The sequence below is a fragment of the Flavobacterium sp. ZB4P23 genome (genome assembly GCF_003970375.1).
In the GTDB taxonomy this organism is placed as follows: Bacteria; Bacteroidota; Bacteroidia; order Flavobacteriales; family Flavobacteriaceae; genus Flavobacterium.
Map to the genome: position 1 here is coordinate 117,745 of NZ_RYDK01000004.1, position 17,584 is coordinate 135,328.

The 17,584-nt window shown below is 36.0% G+C and carries 16 protein-coding genes; 8 read left to right on the forward strand and 8 right to left on the reverse strand.

Going from position 1 to position 17,584, the window contains the following annotated elements; translation table 11 throughout:
* Nucleotides 1–16 precede the first annotated feature (16 nt).
* From EKL99_RS07995 to EKL99_RS08005, 3 genes are all read right to left on the reverse strand, one after another.
* Nucleotides 17–3,448, reverse strand: a complete 3,432-nt coding sequence (locus EKL99_RS07995) for a hypothetical protein (RefSeq protein WP_126576723.1) — start codon at nt 3,446–3,448, stop codon at nt 17–19.
* Between the two features lie 158 nt (nt 3,449–3,606).
* A complete protein-coding gene (locus tag EKL99_RS08000) occupies nt 3,607–4,863 on the reverse strand; it encodes an aspartate kinase (RefSeq protein ID WP_126553975.1) in 1,257 nt (418 codons plus the stop codon).
* A gap of 26 nt (nt 4,864–4,889) precedes the next feature.
* Complete coding sequence (locus EKL99_RS08005; protein ID WP_126561452.1) at nt 4,890–5,396, reverse strand: GNAT family N-acetyltransferase; 507 nt, start codon at nt 5,394–5,396, stop codon at nt 4,890–4,892.
* 259 nt (nt 5,397–5,655) lie between these two features.
* Here EKL99_RS08005 and fbp point away from each other — a divergent pair, with 259 nt between their 5' ends.
* Entirely contained in the window at nt 5,656–6,675 is a 1,020-nt protein-coding gene (fbp, locus tag EKL99_RS08010; RefSeq protein WP_126457587.1) for a class 1 fructose-bisphosphatase, read from the forward strand.
* 46 nt (nt 6,676–6,721) lie between these two features.
* Here the strand turns inward: fbp and EKL99_RS08015 are convergent, their stop codons facing one another.
* Nucleotides 6,722–7,153, reverse strand: a complete 432-nt coding sequence (locus EKL99_RS08015) for a TerB family tellurite resistance protein (RefSeq protein WP_126457586.1) — start codon at nt 7,151–7,153, stop codon at nt 6,722–6,724.
* A gap of 179 nt (nt 7,154–7,332) precedes the next feature.
* Here EKL99_RS08015 and EKL99_RS08020 point away from each other — a divergent pair, with 179 nt between their 5' ends.
* The 4 genes from EKL99_RS08020 to EKL99_RS08035 all read left to right on the forward strand — a co-directional run bounded on the left by EKL99_RS08020 (nt 7,333) and on the right by EKL99_RS08035 (nt 10,204).
* Complete coding sequence (locus EKL99_RS08020) at nt 7,333–7,926, forward strand: HupE/UreJ family protein (protein ID WP_126457585.1); 594 nt, start codon at nt 7,333–7,335, stop codon at nt 7,924–7,926.
* Nucleotide 7,927: 1 nt separating this feature from the next.
* Nucleotides 7,928–8,359 (forward strand): dCMP deaminase family protein, encoded by a 432-nt coding sequence (locus EKL99_RS08025; RefSeq protein WP_126576724.1) that lies wholly within the window; start codon nt 7,928–7,930, stop codon nt 8,357–8,359.
* A gap of 70 nt (nt 8,360–8,429) precedes the next feature.
* On the forward strand, nt 8,430–10,001 hold the full coding sequence (locus tag EKL99_RS08030) for a S41 family peptidase (RefSeq protein ID WP_126576725.1): 1,572 nt from the start codon (nt 8,430–8,432) through the stop codon (nt 9,999–10,001).
* 20 nt (nt 10,002–10,021) lie between these two features.
* Nucleotides 10,022–10,204, forward strand: a complete 183-nt coding sequence (locus tag EKL99_RS08035; RefSeq protein WP_126457582.1) for a hypothetical protein — start codon at nt 10,022–10,024, stop codon at nt 10,202–10,204.
* 44 nt (nt 10,205–10,248) lie between these two features.
* On the opposite strand, the gene EKL99_RS08040 is transcribed toward EKL99_RS08035, so the two are convergent.
* From EKL99_RS08040 to EKL99_RS08055, 4 genes are all read right to left on the reverse strand, one after another.
* Nucleotides 10,249–10,998 (reverse strand): 1-acyl-sn-glycerol-3-phosphate acyltransferase, encoded by a 750-nt coding sequence (locus EKL99_RS08040; RefSeq protein WP_126576726.1) that lies wholly within the window; start codon nt 10,996–10,998, stop codon nt 10,249–10,251.
* 67 nt (nt 10,999–11,065) lie between these two features.
* Complete coding sequence (locus tag EKL99_RS08045) at nt 11,066–11,632, reverse strand: NAD(P)/FAD-dependent oxidoreductase (protein ID WP_126576818.1); 567 nt, start codon at nt 11,630–11,632, stop codon at nt 11,066–11,068.
* A 44-nt stretch (nt 11,633–11,676) separates the two neighbouring features.
* Nucleotides 11,677–11,877 carry a hypothetical protein gene (locus tag EKL99_RS08050; protein WP_126456406.1) on the reverse strand — a complete coding sequence of 67 codons (201 nt, stop codon included), beginning with the start codon at nt 11,875–11,877 and terminating at the stop codon, nt 11,677–11,679.
* 127 nt (nt 11,878–12,004) lie between these two features.
* Nucleotides 12,005–12,580, reverse strand: coding sequence for a MarC family protein (locus EKL99_RS08055; protein WP_126457580.1), 576 nt, complete (start codon nt 12,578–12,580; stop codon nt 12,005–12,007).
* A gap of 429 nt (nt 12,581–13,009) precedes the next feature.
* On the opposite strand from EKL99_RS08055, the gene EKL99_RS08060 reads away from it, so the two are divergent.
* The 3 genes from EKL99_RS08060 to EKL99_RS08070 all read left to right on the forward strand — a co-directional run bounded on the left by EKL99_RS08060 (nt 13,010) and on the right by EKL99_RS08070 (nt 17,565).
* Nucleotides 13,010–13,576, forward strand: coding sequence for a DUF3109 family protein (locus tag EKL99_RS08060; protein ID WP_126456402.1), 567 nt, complete (start codon nt 13,010–13,012; stop codon nt 13,574–13,576).
* A 261-nt stretch (nt 13,577–13,837) separates the two neighbouring features.
* Nucleotides 13,838–14,815 carry a ribonucleotide-diphosphate reductase subunit beta gene (locus EKL99_RS08065; RefSeq protein WP_126457579.1) on the forward strand — a complete coding sequence of 326 codons (978 nt, stop codon included), beginning with the start codon at nt 13,838–13,840 and terminating at the stop codon, nt 14,813–14,815.
* A gap of 335 nt (nt 14,816–15,150) precedes the next feature.
* Nucleotides 15,151–17,565: a ribonucleoside-diphosphate reductase subunit alpha gene (locus EKL99_RS08070; protein ID WP_126576727.1), complete on the forward strand. Its 2,415-nt coding sequence runs from the start codon at nt 15,151–15,153 to the stop codon at nt 17,563–17,565.
* Nucleotides 17,566–17,584: the final 19 nt, after the last annotated feature.

Genomic DNA, 17,584 nt, shown 5'->3' on the forward strand with positions numbered 1-17,584 from the left:
CTATTAAATTGTGGTATTAAAAATAGGCTCTCAATTGAATATTTCCAGTATGTATGGCCTGGGTTGTTTCACTTTTCCGACCCTGATAATTAAAATTAACATCTAAAAACTGGGTGATATTTTTTTGTAAAAGAAGCCTCCAAGTGATGTTTTGTCCGGTTTGTAGCCCTTCCAGCATTTGAAATCCAACCGAAGAGAATTCATTTCCTTCGAATTTATTTTGGTAAAAAGAGACTTCGCCGTTCATCGTGAATTTTTTTGTGCCTGCATACGAAAAGGCAGTTCCAAAACGGTTTTGCAGCAGCGTTTCTGAAACCCCAATTTGGTTTTTTTTATTCTGTAATTCATAAAAGAGGTCCCAGCTCGTGCTTTTAGAAAATAGATAACTGATTTTAGGAGCTAATTGATAACCGTTTATAGCATAGTTTTTCTCCGGGAAATTTTCTGATTCAATGGTTGTTTGTATCGTTTTGGCAAAAAAACCTAGCAGCCAGCTTTTCTGGTACAAATGATTGTACTGCAATTGATGCGAATTGTTGGTAGCCTCTTGAAAACCTATAGACAACAAGTTTTTAGTTTTATTTTGCAGATAGGAATACGTGGCGGAGTGGTTTTGTTTTCCTCTATTGTAAAACAAACTGTTCCTTAAACTCGAGTTTAATCCCAACACATTTTCAGTAGAACTGCTGAACGGATTTAATTCGAAATTATCACCCTCACTTCTAGTTTTTCGGTCGATTATAAAAGCGGTTTGATTGTAGAAATACGAAAGTATTTTCTTAAAACCTTTTTCGTTCTGCCATTGATTGGGATTCAGGGTCACGGATTGCGAGAATTTGTTTTGATGTGTTTTTATGTAAACCCTGTTGGGAAGAAAGATGCGGATGAATTTTGCCTGGTCAATAAACGTGGCGACTTCAAACTCCTGTAATTCCTGAATTCCATTGCCGTTATAGTCGTTCCAGGTGTAAATTCCCTGGCCCGCAGGAACTTCCAGATACGTGAATTCCTGTTGGGGAATGGTCCCGGAATTCGTTTCATAAACCGTTGTGCTTTGTATCAATTGATTGAAAAAACGATCCGTGTACACGATTCTGGAGTTCAATGTTGGTTCTTTTTTTCGTGTAGCGTCCACAAATTCCAAGATCCTATAATTGGCAAAAAGGGACAAATCGCTTTTATTAGTTTGAATTAATTTTGATTTCAACAACCAAGTTTGAGATGAATTTACCCTTTGGATCAGACCATTTTGTAAACTGTCATTGGATCTTCTTAGGTATCCCAATTCTACAAAAACTTTGGTGCTGTCTCCGCGACCGGTAAAAAATCCGTACTCTGTAAATTTTTGACTCAAAGCCGAAAATTCATTTGAAATTTTATTTTTCTCCTGATTGTCCTCTAAGCGCAAGCGAGAGCCAATCCAGTTTTTGTCAAAATGAAAACGGATTTGGGATTGGTTTCTTAAAAATTCAGAGGATGAAATCGTTCCGTCACTTTTTAGGGAACTGCCTTGATTTTGAAAAGTCCAGTTTTTTATTTGAAACAAGCCATTTAAAACGTGTCGATTTCCCGAAAAATTTCCCGAAAAATCTAGTTTTTCAAACTGATACCGCAATAGTCCTTTGTTTGTTGTGTTGGGTTTAGGGTTTAAATCCAATTGCAGTCCGGAAATTAACAAACTTTGATTTCCTCTAGCCTCAGTTCCTAAGTTCCAATCCCGGTCAAATTCGATGTTGTAAAGCCGTTCTACAGCCCTGAAATTTTGCTGAATAAATTGATAATTCGCAAAAGCATCTACTTGCCATTTTTTTGAAAAAAGCCGTTGCTTGGCATTGATTTTTGCAGCCAGGCCTTGATTGTTTGCATCGTCAACGGGCGAAAATAAATTGCTGTCGTTATTGCTGAGACCAATTTCAAAATCGAGAACTGTTTTCTCAGTGGGATTGTATTTTCCTAAAAAGGTAGTCACTTGGATTTTTGTAGGAGCAATCAATTGTATGATGGGTGCATAATTTCCTTGCGGAACGCCGTTAATAGGAGCTATATACTCATAAACCCTGGTGATCGTGGCTGAACTTGTCAAAATGTAATTTCCATTATTCAGTCCTACTAAAGTAAATCGCACATTGAATAATTCCTGCTGTGCTTCATTTGAGTACTCAAAAATTTCCACAGCATTGAGGATTGTTTTTCGGTACAGCACCTTGTTTTCAGAATAGGAATCTGCAAATGCTGACGGGGCAACCATTAAATCAGGATTATCTCCCGCATTAACTAATATCTGGGCTTGTTCTTGGGATAAATTTTGTTGTAAAGGTTGGTTTTTGAGGTCGTTTTCCGAATATAAATAGCCTCCAAAACTCCAGTTTTTATTCTCGTGTGTGGCGCCTGCATAGGTTATAAATCGAGTGTAATTTCGATCTGAATATTGGTATTCTATGGCAATTCGCATTTCGGAGGTAATCGTGAAAAGCGGGGTAAACACGATTTCACCCGCATTATAATCAATCGTGTAATCATTGTTTTCGCCTCGTTTTAATAAAACACCATTTACATACACCCGCTCTGAACCTGAAATAACGAGTACATACAACTCTCCATTTTGCCCTTTTAATTTATAGGGACCCTGATTGCCTTCTTGGCCCACGATATCGCTTTTTGCATATTGTCCTCGGACCAGCGCTGCTGAGGCAAATACATTTGTTTTGTTTTCTTCGGTTCCAAAGGTGAAGGTGGTGGCGAGTCCCCGCACTTTTTTATTGAAATTCAGGAATTGGGATTTCTTGTTCTCTAGAAAAATATCACCCGCTCGAATGTTCCAATCGGCACTGAATAATTCCATGAATACATTATCGAACTGGTCTAATTTTTGGGAATAACCGCCATCCTGCAGCGGAATGTTACTGTCTTGAATGGAGGCTCTTAAGCTTACTTTTTCAGAGATTTTTCCTGTGATTTGTAAGTCTAAATTGGAGTTCAAAACGGCATTTTGATTGTTTCCTATGGTAATGCCACGGGTAATACTTCCGGATGTATTCAAGCCGTCAAAAGGCACATTTTTATTTGGGTTTTTATTTTTGAGGGTATATAAATCACCTGATCCGGCTTCGTTGCTTACTACTTTGGCAGAATCATAAATGCGGTATTCTTTAGTAAGGATCTCCGGAAATTTCAAATAGTGTACGGTTATTGAATCGTTGTATTGGGCGCTGTTTTCTTTTAAAAACAAAGTCCCTTCACTGAAATTTACCGTATAAAAAGTGATTTCGATGGGTTTGCCATTGGCGTCAAGCAATTTGAAAAAACTGGAATTAATGCTTTCTTTTTCAAGATGAATGGTGTCACGGGAAAAAGGGATTTTTTTTGTTTTGTACAACGAATTTATTTCCTGTGCGTGGAGCCCAGAAATACAGCTTATTACAGTCCAAAAAAGTAATTTTTTCAACATAAATACTATAACTCGAAAGTGTCAAAAGTAGTATTTATAATTTGATAATTACAAAAGGTTTTGATTTTAGCGTTTGGGTTTTAAAGTATTAAAAGAATGGAGATCAGAATCAATTTCTGATCTCCATTTATATTTTGGGTTGCGCATCTTTTTTAGGGTTACACTTCCTTTGTGATCACTTGTATGGTTTCCCGACTGACCTGTTTCAATAACACAACTTTGTTTTTTTCAACGGTTTCGGCTGCTGTTTCGTTAAAATGTCGGATGGTGTATAAGGTGACATTTTCATTAAACTCTACCTTAAACTTTTTAGACAAGATAGCATTCAGGGCTTTGAAATTGTCAAATTTATCTTCTACACATACGGAGAAACTAATTGCTGAATTCTGAATCAAGTTCACTTTTATTTTGAATTGATGGAATAATGCAAAAATTTCGCTGATGTTTTCTTCCATGATAAAAGAGAAATCGATAGAGGAAAGCGAAATCAAAAGCTGGTTTCTTTTGACGATGAAACACGGTAAATAAGGTTCTAAGTCGACTCCTTTGGAAACGCTCGTTCCTTTTAGTAACGGATTTATAAAGGATTTTACATACAACGGAATTTCCTTTTTTTGCAAAGGTTGTAGTGTTTTTGGGTGAATAACCGTTGCCCCATAAAAAGCCAGTTCTATGGCTTCACGGTACGAAATCTGATTCAATAAACTCGCATTTTCAAAATATCTTGGATCGGCATTCATTACTCCGGGAACATCTTTCCAGATGGTCACGCTTTCGGCATTTAAGCAATACGCAAAAATTGCAGCCGTATAATCAGATCCTTCTCGGCCTAAAGTGGTGGTAAAGTTATTTTCGTCAGAACCTAAGAATCCTTGTGTAATGTTTAGTGTTTTACGTTTTACGTTTTTGGCAATGTTCTTCTGTGTCAATTCCCAATCTACTTCCGCATCCCTGTATGTAGCATTGGTTTTTATGAAATTCCGAACATCCAGCCATTGTGTTTTTATGCCCATGAAATTCATGAAATGACTTAGGATTGTGGTCGAAATTAATTCGCCATAACTGACAATTTGATCGTAGACAAAATTATAATTGGGTGATTTATTGTGGGTCAGGAAATACTCTAAATCTGAAAATTGAGTGTTAACAGCTTTGAAGACTTCGTTTTTTTCGTCCTCGAATAAATCTATCAAAATTTGATTGTGGTACTTTTTTACTTCTTGAACAGATGAATTTAATTCAGCGGATTTATCGAAATAATTTTTTATGACAACCTCGAGCGCATTTGTGGTTTTTCCCATTGCAGAAACGACCAACAATACGTCTTCATAACCCACTTTTTGTAAAACGTCATACACGTTTTTAATTCCTTCAGCATCTTTTACAGAAGCTCCTCCAAATTTGAATACTCTCATATTTTAAACAAAAATTGTTCTTTATTTTATTTCAATTTATTCTCCACAAAATTGGTGATTCCCAATTCGTCCATGTGAACAACATACCAATCACGGAGTACTTTGGCGCCTGATTTTTCATAAAATTCTATTGCCGGAGTATTCCAGTCCAATACATTCCATTCTACTCTTCGAACCTGATCTTTTTTACCCTGTTTTATAATTTCAGAATATAAAGCATATCCTAATCCGGTGCCACGCATTGTCTCTTTTACCACTAAATCTTCCAGGTGAATTGTTTTTCCTTTCCAAGTAGAAAATCGGTAGTAGTACAAGGCGATACCTACGATTTGCTTTGCCTGTTCGCTATTGCTCGGGTCCGCTTGAACCTCGGCAACAAAAACATGAAATAGTGGCACCGGGCCAAAACCATCTCGAATTAAATCGGCAACAGTTACAAGGACGGCATCGGGTTCTTTCTCAAATATTGCTAATTCTTGAATGAGCCCTAAAACAGCTTCCATATCTTCAGGATTTCCTTTTCTGATCGTCATGTGCGGAATGTATTTGTGTTTTTTAGTTGAATAAGAAATTTGCTTTTTCGATTGGCTATTGGATCAATCTCCAATACGGCTCATTTCATAATTTTTTATTTTAATGCTTCAATATCACAATAAAATTAGATTTTTACGTATTAATTTTATGTTTTAATCAGCAAATATACAATACGGTTAAACTAAGTAAATATTTTTCAAATCAATTTCACAAAAAAAACGATATTTGTGACTTCAAAACAACTACAACGATTTCTTAATGGAAGAACGCAACAAAACACTTGGAGAATTTATCATTGAAAACCAGAATGCTTTTCAATATTCGTCCGGCGAATTATCTCGAATTATCAACTCCATCCGATTGGCTGCCAAGGTAGTCAATTATAAAGTAAACAAAGCTGGACTGGTTGATATTGTGGGTGCTGCCGGAGAGCAAAACATACAGGGGGAAGATCAGCAAAAACTAGATGTATATGCCAATGAAGTTTTTATTCAAACATTAATTAATCGCGAGATCGTATGCGGAATCGCTTCTGAAGAAAATGATGATTTCATTACTGTGGAAGGAAGTGACCACAGCCACAATAATAAATATGTTGTATTGATGGATCCCCTTGACGGCTCGTCTAATATTGATGTTAATGTTTCTGTAGGGACAATATTTTCGGTTTACAGGAGAATTACCCCAATAGGAACTCCAGTTACGTTGGAAGATTTTTTACAGCCGGGGATCAATCAGGTTGCTGCAGGCTATGTGATTTACGGGACTTCGACTATGTTAGTTTATACAACTGGGCACGGTGTGAACGGATTTACGCTGAATCCTGCTATTGGTACTTTTTACTTGTCTCATCCTAAAATGAAATTCCCAACCGATGGCCATATTTATTCCATCAATGAAGGTAATTATGTCCATTTTCCGCAAGGAGTAAAGGATTATATCAAATATTGTCAGCTGGAAGAAGGAGACAGGCCTTATACTTCTCGATACATCGGAAGTTTAGTTTCTGACTTTCATCGCAATATGATTAAAGGAGGGATTTATTTATATCCTACAAGTTCAAAAGCATCCAAAGGGAAATTACGATTGTTGTATGAATGCAACCCATTAGCTTTTATCGCAGAACAGGCTGGAGGAAAAGCATCGGATGGATTTGATCGGGTGATGGAAATTGAACCAACGGAACTGCATCAGCGTGTTCCTTTTTTCTGTGGAAGCTACAATATGGTTGAAAAATCGGAAGAATTTATGCTTAAAGCAAAACTAAGCAAGTACTAAAAACAAAAAGCTTCCGTCTTGGCGGAAGCTTTTTTATAGGTATAATCTACGTATTGATATTTTGTATTTCAGTAATGAACGTATCCAAATCTACTTCTTTTTCTACAAGCAGAAGAGCATTTTCTACAATTTGATTTATATTTTCAGGGTCAAATCCTATTCCAATGCCAATTTTTCGTAACATCAGCTCTTGTTTGTCTCCTAAATGGTGGTCAACATGAACGATTCTGGCTAAATCATACAGTCGCTCTATCCTTTGTTCATATAAATAAGGAGGATTGATAGGGTATTTTAGCGGATCCTGTAAAATTTCTTCATATTCTGCAGGAGAAATTTCTAATCGAACGGCTAATTTATCGACAAATGCTTTTTCTTCTGGAGAAATCTTCTCGTCAGTTAGTGCTACGCGGACAATAGATGAAAAATGACCTCTATTTCTTTGTTTGAATTCGCTATCAAATAAATCTGAAAATGACATAATTGTGGTTTTTGTATCGTACAAAGATATATCTATTTTAAAGTATTAATTTTTATTTTTTTTTATATTTTTTCTTTCGACATACCTGCTTTTGATTTGTATTTATTTGAATGTTCAAATGAATCATTTTCAAAATTAATCGTAAGTTTACAACCCTTTATCAACTTAATACTTTACTGATGTCAGAATTTTGGATTTACTTTCAAATAGGATTAAAACACGTTTTGGATATTCACGCTTATGATCATGTTTTATTTTTAATCGCCCTAGCGGTTCCTTTTTCTTTCAAGGACTGGAAGCGAATTGTACTTTTGGTTTCCCTTTTTACCATTGGTCATACCATGGCTTTACTGCTTTCTGTTTTTGGTATAATTGCCATAAAAGTAAATATTGTTGAGTTGTTAATCCCAATTACAATTGTGATAACCGCATTGTTTAATCTTTTTACGGCAGGAAAATCGAGCAAGAAAGAAAGCCTCAATCTGATGTTTTTTATCACGCTTTTCTTTGGGATAATTCATGGGTTGGGTTTTTCAAATTATTTCAAATCGATTCTTGGAGGAAATGCTATGTCTAAAGTCTTGCCACTGTCAGAATTTGCACTAGGTATAGAAGCCGCCCAGATTGTAGTGGTTTTTTTGGTTTTGATTTTAGCCTACATTGTTCAGACTGTTTTTAGATTTTCAAAACGCGACTGGACATTAGTAATGTCAGCATTTATAATAGGAGTAGTGATACCAATGATTGTGGAAAGTGAAATCTGGATAAGATAAAATGAACAAAAAAAAATTAAATAAATACGACAAAGCATACCTTAGAATTGCCAAAGAATGGAGCTTGCTGTCCTATTGTAAACGAAAACAAGTTGGTGCAATTATTGTGCGTGACAGAATGATAATCTCAGATGGGTATAACGGAACGCCCTCCGGTTTTGAAAACTGTTGTGAAGATGAGCAAGGATTAACCCGCTGGGATGTTTTACATGCTGAGGCAAATGCGATCCTCAAGGTAGCGCGATCAACACAATCCTGCGAAGGAGCCACCCTGTATATCACACTTTCTCCTTGTAAGGAGTGCAGTAAATTGATTCACCAGTCGGGAATAAAAAGAGTGGTCTATCACAATGGCTATCGCGATGATTCCGGCATTCAGTTTTTGATAAAAGCCGGAGTAGAGGTTGAGCATATTCCAGTTTTGGAGGAATAAAAGAACGTGCAAAAAAAATTAAAACGATGATGCACGTCAGGTTATATTATTTTTTTAATAATAACTTTATATGAAATTTAATACAAAATATTTACCGCTACTCCTTTTCTCAACACTTGCTTTTGGCGTTGTGTTGGGCGGGATGTTGCATTTTCCCGGTAGAGCTGATTTCACAGCTAAAAATAATTCTAAAACTAAGCTGAATACACTCATTGATTTTATTGATACTGAATACGTTGATGCGGTTGATACGGATTCTATTGTAAATCTTACCGTTGATAATATTCTTGCGCAACTTGATCCGCATTCCGTATATATTCCCGCTAGCGAGCAGCAACAGGTAATGGAAAGCATGAAGGGTAATTTTGTGGGAATAGGAGTGAGTTTTTATATGTATAAAGATTCTGTAGCGGTCATAAAACCTGTAGAAAACGGCCCTTCGGCAAAAGCAGGAATAAAATCAGGTGATCGGATTCTATATGCTGATAAAACCAAATTGTTCGGACGTAAGTTGCCCACAGACAGTTTGTTTTCTAAATTAAAAGGGGCCGTAGGTTCTAATATTGAGCTTACAATATATAGAAAATCAGAACGTAAAAAACTCAAGCTAAAACTAAAACGCGATGTTATTCCCTTAAAAAGTGTTGATGCCGCTTTGCTCTTGAGTAATGCGACAGGATACATAAAAATAAATCGTTTTGCCGAAACTACTTACAAGGAGTTTATGCAAAATTTGTCTGCACTTAAGCAACGAGGTGCGAAGTCACTTATTATTGATGTTCGAGATAACGGTGGCGGTTATATGGAAGAAGCAATTGCTATCGCGGATGAATTGTTGCCAAACAAACAACTGATTGTTTTTACCAAAAACAAAAAAGGTACTATAGACAAGACATTTGCAACCCAAAAAGGTAGTTTTGAAAAAGGAAATGTTTTTATTCTAATTAATGAAAACAGCGCTTCAGCAAGTGAAATTCTTGCAGGAGCCGTTCAGGATAATGACCGGGGAACTATTGTAGGCCGCCGTTCTTTTGGAAAGGGATTGGTGCAACGAGAAATAGATTTTGCTGACGGTTCAGCAGTTCGCTTGACCACTGCCAGATATTATACGCCCACAGGCCGGTCTATTCAAAAACCTTATTCAAAAGGGAATGAAGCGTATTTTAAAGAATCAGAAATGCGTTTTGAAAATGGGGAACTGTATCAAAAAGACAGTATTAAAGTTTCAGACACCTTGCAATTCAAAACTAAGAAAGGTAAAATTGTATATGGCGGTGGCGGTATTGTTCCTGATGTTTTTGTCCCGCTTGAGGTGGAACATGGAAATGAAAGTACCGCTTATTTATTGCAATCGGGAATCGTAGGGAATTTTGTTTTCGAACAATTGGATAAAAATCGGAGCGCCTTTAAAGGACTTACTTTTGCTCAGTTCCAATCTAAAATGAATCAAACAGAGGAATATTTCAATTCATTTCAGAAATTTATTTTTGGCAACGGATTGGATTTGAAATTTGGAAAAAGCAAATCATTGGTAAAACGATACCTGGCTGCTGAATTTGCTCGGCAATTGTATGGGGAACGGTCTTATTATGAGATTATATTGAAAGAGGATGCCATGATTAAGGCAATTTTGAAAAAATAATAATCACTATATTTCACAGTATGGAAAGTAAGTTTTCTGGAATGACAGTTAATGAGCGTTTGTATGTTGGAGGCCTTATAAATGACTTTGATAATGCTCTGGAACAAAAAAATGTGGAAGGAATTAAAGCTGTTTTAAAGAAAGTGGCACTAAATGAAGATTCTATTTTTGAGATGCTTATTAGCTTAGGACTTGATGCTTAATTAGAAAATTGCACTCTTGATTTTGTTTGTCCTTAAAAGGAAAATTAATTTTGATTGTCCCAATCTTTTCTATATCGAATGAGTTCGTTATCTATCATTTTCTTTGACGTACTTAATAAACAGGCTGCATCTTCAGAATAAATAGGCGGAAAATAAGTTATTTTAATTTCAGTGGTCCGTTTTCCAAAGCATTTTAAAAAATGCGGAATGAAAGTGTCGTCACCAATAAAAGCGTCTGTTTTTTCTTTATAATCTATTGCAATAGGAATCACGGCAGCTTTAATCTTAGTAGCCATTACAAAAGAGCCGTAATTGAAATCAAGAGTCGTTGGCAAAACCGCTGTTGTCCCCTCTGGAAAATTAATGATCGAATATCCTTTGGCAAGAACTTCTCGGATATTTTCGGCGGTTTCTTGTCGGCTTTTTGGACACTTTCTATCTACAAATAAAACGCCGGATATTTTGCAGATGTAGCCAATCATAGGCCATGAGGCAACTTCTTTTTTCCCTACAGGAAAAGCATGTATTTGGTTTACGATAACAATTGGGTCAAAATAGGAACGGTGATTGGCTACGATTAGTCCTTGAACTTTCGGCTTGTCGCCATAGATAATAGTGCGTATGCCCAAAAGGGTATTTGAGGTGCGAATTATAAAATCCCGCAGTACAAGAGCTTTTTGGGCGTTAATTTCGTTGCTTCGAAAAAAAGAAAAAAGAAAAAACACAATCGAAAAAAAAGAAACAAATCCGATAAAAATCAGGAGTCTTGCCAGTCCCAAAAAAAATGATCCCATAAAACAGTGAATTGAAGGTGTAAACCTAACACTATTTTTTGAGAGATTTTCCAGAATGAAATTCTATTTATCTAATGCTATCATGAGCATGAGTCTGAATTCCGTCATTCCATAAAGTTAGAATATCTGTTGCTACTGCAGCTCCACTGCCTGCAGCAATGGCCAGTTGGCTTCTCCATCCCGCTAAAGTGCCTATCACGTAAATGCCTTCCTTGACTTTGTGATCGCTGTTTTTGAGTTGGATTCGTTGTTTTTCGGGAAGGGATTTTTGATGTGGTTCTACAGATGGCATTAAACCTTCAATAGCAAAAGTATTTGCAGATCCGACACCTACAACAATTATGCGGGTCTTGTAGGTTTTTTTATTTGTAGTTACAGCAAACTCAGGAGCGGTGCCCTCAATTTTTAGTACTTTTTCGTTGGGAATTTGTGTAATGTGCGGATATTTTTCTAAAAGATGTCCTGTGCTTTCTTTCAATAAATCAGCGCCTAATGTGCCTGCAGGGATTCCGTAGACATTATTGAATAGCGCTTCCTTAAGGGCAGAGGTTTTTTGATGGGTAAACACCCCGATTTTTTTATTAGACACAAAGTGTTTGTTGTTTGCAGAACCCAAAACTAGAGCGCATGACATGCCAGATACGCCACCGCCAAGGATAAGTACATCAAAGACCAAGGCTATTTTTCGTTTGTTTTTTCTTCTATTTTCTTTGACATTCTGAATATTAGAAGAATCAATACAGCACAAAAAGAGGCTGCCATTCCAATAAATGCAACTACGCTATCTCCTTGGAATGGATTTTTGAAATCCAGTAAAGTAACATTAAATAGGATTAGCGCTATTGCTAAAAATACCAAGATGTTAGTGAAAATTTTCATAAGATGTTTTTGTTTTTGGTAAAAAATGCAGATGTTTGGAGGGGTTATTTATTTAGAATAAAATGCTCCAAAAAAATCAGATTTTTTATTTTACAATAATTTAAGGGTAAATTTAGGAAATTATATTTTAGACAAACAAACCTTTAACATTCGCAGCGAATAATTTAACAGCAATCGCCAGAAGTACTACGCCAAAAGTCTTTCTGATTACACCAAGTCCGTTTTCGCCTAATAATTTTTCTATTTTTGAGGATGATTTTAAAACGATATAGACCAAAATGATATTTAATAAAATGGCAATTACAATATTTATGGTATAAAATTGGGAGCGTAAAGAGAGTAAAGTGGTCATTGTTCCGGCTCCAGCAATCAAAGGGAAGGCAAGGGGAACAATTGAGGCAGAGCTGGCTTCTTCGTCCCGGTAAATCCGAATTCCTAAAATCATCTCTAATGCCAAGAAAAACAACACAAAGGATCCGGCTACAGCAAAAGAATTGACATCGATTCCAATTAGTTTTAAGAGTTCTTCTCCGGCAAAAAGAAAAACAATCATGATGACGGCGGCTACAATGGATGCTTTTTCGGATTCAATATGTCCGTGTTTTGCTCTTAAATCAATGATAATCGGGATGGATCCCACGATGTCAATTACGGCAAAAAGTACCATTCCTACGGTGATTATTTCGCGAATATCGAATTCCATAACAGACTTTTTTTATTTATGGTAAAAGTAGATAATTTCCCTGATTATTGGAGGAGTAGATTTTTTAATTTTAATGCCTTTTTTTTGAGAAGATTTTTTTTCCCAGGAGGGAATAGTTGACCTGTATTTCATAGTCCTAAAAAAGTAACAGTTTGATTTTTATCGTTTTTAGGGCACAACTAAGGCAATTAATACTCAATATTTTTTAAAACCATTTCAAATGGTTCTGTGTTTTTGGTTGGTGAAAGAGGATGAACTGTAAAGAAATAAAAAATGCAATTGTTTGTATAAGTTTGAAAACAAAAGTAAACGAAGTTAAAAAATCAGGAGTATAAAATTAGGTAAATTCGTTTTAATTTTATTCGGTTTTGTTTACGAATTTATGAGTTGCTGAGGTGCTTTTTCAAATTTCTTGAATATCTTTGCAGAATGTTTCAACTAGGAAAAACCATAGTCTCAGAAGACTTACTCGAAAAAGATTTTGTTTGTAATTTGACTGCTTGTAAAGGCGCTTGTTGCGTAGATGGTGACGCTGGTGCACCATTGAGTTTTGAGGAGACTCAAATCCTCGAATCTATTTATCCAAAGATCAAGCCTTTTTTACGCAAACAAGGAATTGCTGCAATTGAAGCGCAAGGAACTTGGGTAAAAGGTACCGATGGTGATCTTGAAACGCCACTGATTGACGACAAAGATTGTGCCTACGCAATATTTGACGGTAAGACCGCTCTGTGTGGTATTGAACAAGCCTATAATCAAGGAGCAATTAGTTGGAAAAAACCAGTTTCTTGTCATTTGTATCCAGTTCGGGTGAAAGATTTTACGGAGTTTGCCGCTGTTAATTATGACAAATGGGATATTTGTGATCCCGCCTGCTCTTTAGGTCAGGAACTTGAAGTTCCGGTATATAAATTTGTCAAAGAAGCCCTGATTCGTAAATTTGGCGAAGACTGGTATGCTGAACTTGAAAAGGTGGCGCAAGACATGAAAAAATAAGTAAATAAGAATTCTGTTTTTCTTGTTTAATTATTTAAAAAAACTATATTTTACGGTGCTTCATTCCTTTAATTATTATTTAAAATACTGAATTTAAGTGTTTTAAAATTTGTATGAAAAATATCTTAATTTTTCTATTTGTTAAAAACTATAGGGGATTGTGAATAAGTTTGGCTTTTATTAACCGCAATATTTTACAATCTTTGTATCTCTCAAAAAGCTTAAAAATTTGTTAAAACCTCAAAAAAACAAACAATTATAATGACTCAAGTTGAACCAATTTTACAAGAAAATAAAAATCGTTTCGTAATTTTTCCTATCAAACACCATGACATTTGGGAATTTTATAAAAGTATGGAAGCCAGTTTCTGGACGGCTGAAGAAATCGATTTGTCACAGGATTTAAATGACTGGAACAACAAACTCTCGGATGATGAGCGTTATTTTGTGAAGCACATTTTGGCATTTTTTGCTGCTTCAGATGGCATTGTAAATGAAAATCTGGCAGAAAATTTTGTAAACGAAGTGCAATATGCGGAAGCGAAATTCTTTTACGGTTTTCAAATTATGATGGAAAACATTCACAGCGAAACCTATTCGTTATTGATTGATACCTATGTAAAAGATGAAGTGGAGAAAGATGAATTATTCAATGCTTTAGAGGTTTTTCCGGCGATTAAGAAAAAAGCGGACTGGGCTTTGCAATGGATTGAATCGGATTCATTTGCAGAACGTTTGATTGCTTTTGCAGCAGTGGAAGGAATTTTCTTTTCGGGAGCATTTTGCTCGATTTATTGGTTGAAAAAACGGGGTTTAATGCCAGGATTGACGTTTTCTAACGAATTGATTTCTCGTGATGAAGGAGTTCACTGTGATTTTGCCGTGCATTTACACAACCACCACTTGGTGAATAAAGTGCCAAAAGAAAGAATCAGAAGCATTATTGTAGATGCTTTAAACATTGAAAGAGAATTTATCACCGAGTCACTTCCGGTAAGTTTGATAGGAATGAATGCCGTATTGATGACACAATATTTAGAATTTGTTGCTGACAGATTGTTAGTGGAATTAGGTTGCGACAGAGAATATAATACTACAAACCCATTTGATTTTATGGATATGATTTCGCTTCAAGGGAAAACAAATTTCTTTGAAAAGAAAGTGGCTGAATATCAAAAAGCAGGTGTAATGAACACTGATGGTGATGCTCAGAAAATATCTTTTGACGCCGATTTTTAGATTTTTATCAAACCATGAAGGAATTAAGATCGATTAAGTTTTGTCTTAATTTTTCTAAATATTTTAATGTTAAAGAAATATTTTGATTTTTTAAATCTTAAATGATTTACTGATTTCTTTTTGTTTCTAATACTGATTAGCCCAGATAGTAATGGAAATCCTTTCTAGTCCTGAACTTTTTTCAGGACTAGAAAGATTGAAATGGATAGCTGGATATGGCTCCAAAAAAAATTGAGCAAATGAAACAATAATTGAGATTGTTTCGTTCCTCGCAATGACTAACAAATAACGAAAAACAGCGAAGGGATTTTCTGTTTTAAAAAACAAACAAAAGTATGTACGTAGTAAAAAGAGATGGCCACAAAGAGCCGGTAATGTTCGACAAAATCACAGATAGAATTAAAAAACTATGCTATGGTTTAAATGATTTAGTAGATGCCGTGAAAGTCGCAATGCGAGTAATTGAAGGGCTTTATGATGGAGTTTCTACGTCAGAATTAGATAATTTAGCAGCCGAAACTGCGGCTTCAATGACTATTGCGCATCCTGATTATGCACAATTGGCGGCGCGAATTGCAATTTCGAATTTGCATTCCAATACTAAAAAATCATTTTCGGAAACAATGAACGATATGTTTCATTATGTAAACCCGAGAAATGGACAAGATGCACCTTTATTATCTGAAGAAGTACATCAGGTGATTATGAAAAATGCGGAATTTTTAGATTCCCATGTGATATACAATAGAGATTTTAATTATGATTATTTTGGGTTTAAAACTTTAGAACGTTCTTATTTACTAAAAATAAACGGTAAAATCGTGGAGCGTCCGCAACACATGTTGATGCGTGTTTCGGTCGGGATTCACTTAGATGATTTAGATTCAGTGATTGAAACGTACGACTTAATGTCGAAAAAATTCTTTACGCATGCAACGCCTACATTATTCAATGCAGGAACTCCAAAACCTCAGATGTCTTCTTGTTTCCTTTTGGCGATGCAAGATGATAGTATTGACGGAATTTACGACACGTTGAAACAAACGGCTAAAATCTCGCAATCAGCTGGTGGTGTTGGACTTTCGATTCACAATGTAAGAGCAACGGGTTCCTATATTCGTGGTACCAATGGTACGTCAAACGGAATTGTTCCGATGTTGCGTGTTTTTAATGATACAGCCCGTTATGTAGATCAAGGTGGTGGAAAACGTAAAGGAAGTTTTGCGATTTACATCGAAACTTGGCATGCGGATATTTTCGAATTTTTGGACTTAAAAAAGAATACCGGAAAAGAAGAAATGCGCGCCAGAGATTTGTTTTTTGCGATGTGGACTTCGGATTTGTTCATGAAAAGAGTACAAGAAGACAGTTATTGGACGTTGATGTGTCCTAATGAATGTCCGGGATTGTATGATGTGTATGGCGAAGAATTTGAAGCCATGTACATTGATTACGAGAAACGTGGAAAAGGTAGAAAAACCATTAAAGCACATGAATTGTGGGAGAAAATTCTAGAATCGCAAATCGAAACTGGAACGCCTTACATGTTGTATAAAGATGCAGTTAATAGAAAATCAAACCAGAAAAATTTGGGGACGATTCGTTCTTCGAATTTGTGTACCGAGATTATGGAATTTACATCCAAAGATGAAATTGCAGTTTGTAATCTAGCTTCTCTTTCCTTGCCGATGTTTGTTTCTAATGGAAAGTTTGACCATGAATTGATGTATACCGTTACAAAACGGGTAACTAGAAACTTAAATAAAGTAATTGATAGGAATTATTATCCGGTAATCGAGGGAGAGAATTCTAATAAACGCCACAGGCCAATTGGTCTTGGAGTACAAGGATTAGCCGATGCTTTCATTATGTTGCGTTTGCCGTTTACGAGCGACGAAGCTAAAAAACTAAATCAGGAAATTTTTGAAACATTATACTTTGCTGCGGTAACCGCATCGATGGAAATGGCCAAAGAAGAAGGTCCTTATTCGACATTTAAAGGCTCGCCAATATCTCAAGGAGAATTCCAATACAATTTGTGGGGAATGAAAGATGAGGAATTATCTGGTCGTTGGGACTGGGCTTCCTTGCGAAAAGAAGTGATGGAACACGGAGTGAGAAACTCGTTGTTAGTGGCGCCAATGCCAACAGCATCGACGTCACAAATTTTGGGTAACAACGAAGCATTCGAACCCTATACTTCTAATATTTACACCAGAAGAGTACTTTCGGGAGAATTTATTGTGGTAAACAAACACTTGTTGCACGATTTAGTGGAGCGTGGTTTGTGGAACGAAACATTGAAACAAGAATTAATGCGAAATAACGGTTCGGTTCAAGACCTGAATATTCCGCAAGACCTGAAAGAATTGTACAAAACAGTTTGGGAAATGTCTATGAAAGACATTATCGACATGTCTCGTCAACGTGGTTATTTTGTGGATCAATCACAATCGTTGAACTTATTCATGCAAAACGCCAATTATTCTAAATTGACATCGATGCATTTCTATGCTTGGCAATCTGGATTGAAAACGGGAATGTATTATTTGAGAACAAAAGCTGCGGTAGATGCGATTAAATTTACATTAAACAATGATAAAAAAGCGGAGCCAATCGAAATCAAGGAGCAATCAATCGTTATTCCTGCAGTCGCTGAAGCAGTAGAAATGACTTCGGATGAATACAGAGCCATGCTCGAATTGTCTAAAAATGCAGGTCCGGACGAGTGTGAAATGTGTGGGAGTTAATCTTAAAAACTTAATGGCA

Bases quoted from the DNA above. Each gene is read 5' to 3' on its own strand.
- EKL99_RS07995 (WP_126576723.1), bottom strand. From the start codon at position 3,448: ATGTTGAAAAAATTACTTTTTTGGACTGTAATAAGCTGTATTTCTGGG.
- EKL99_RS08000 (WP_126553975.1), bottom strand. From the start codon at position 4,863: ATGAGAGTATTCAAATTTGGAGGAGCTTCTGTAAAAGATGCTGAAGGA.
- EKL99_RS08005 (WP_126561452.1), bottom strand. From the start codon at position 5,396: ATGACGATCAGAAAAGGAAATCCTGAAGATATGGAAGCTGTTTTAGGG.
- fbp (WP_126457587.1), top strand. From the start codon at position 5,656: ATGGAAGAACGCAACAAAACACTTGGAGAATTTATCATTGAAAACCAG.
- EKL99_RS08015 (WP_126457586.1), bottom strand. From the start codon at position 7,153: ATGTCATTTTCAGATTTATTTGATAGCGAATTCAAACAAAGAAATAGA.
- EKL99_RS08020 (WP_126457585.1), top strand. From the start codon at position 7,333: ATGTCAGAATTTTGGATTTACTTTCAAATAGGATTAAAACACGTTTTG.
- EKL99_RS08025 (WP_126576724.1), top strand. From the start codon at position 7,928: ATGAACAAAAAAAAATTAAATAAATACGACAAAGCATACCTTAGAATT.
- EKL99_RS08030 (WP_126576725.1), top strand. From the start codon at position 8,430: ATGAAATTTAATACAAAATATTTACCGCTACTCCTTTTCTCAACACTT.
- EKL99_RS08035 (WP_126457582.1), top strand. From the start codon at position 10,022: ATGGAAAGTAAGTTTTCTGGAATGACAGTTAATGAGCGTTTGTATGTT.
- EKL99_RS08040 (WP_126576726.1), bottom strand. From the start codon at position 10,998: ATGGGATCATTTTTTTTGGGACTGGCAAGACTCCTGATTTTTATCGGA.
- EKL99_RS08045 (WP_126576818.1), bottom strand. From the start codon at position 11,632: ATGTCATGCGCTCTAGTTTTGGGTTCTGCAAACAACAAACACTTTGTG.
- EKL99_RS08050 (WP_126456406.1), bottom strand. From the start codon at position 11,877: ATGAAAATTTTCACTAACATCTTGGTATTTTTAGCAATAGCGCTAATC.
- EKL99_RS08055 (WP_126457580.1), bottom strand. From the start codon at position 12,580: ATGGAATTCGATATTCGCGAAATAATCACCGTAGGAATGGTACTTTTT.
- EKL99_RS08060 (WP_126456402.1), top strand. From the start codon at position 13,010: ATGTTTCAACTAGGAAAAACCATAGTCTCAGAAGACTTACTCGAAAAA.
- EKL99_RS08065 (WP_126457579.1), top strand. From the start codon at position 13,838: ATGACTCAAGTTGAACCAATTTTACAAGAAAATAAAAATCGTTTCGTA.
- EKL99_RS08070 (WP_126576727.1), top strand. From the start codon at position 15,151: ATGTACGTAGTAAAAAGAGATGGCCACAAAGAGCCGGTAATGTTCGAC.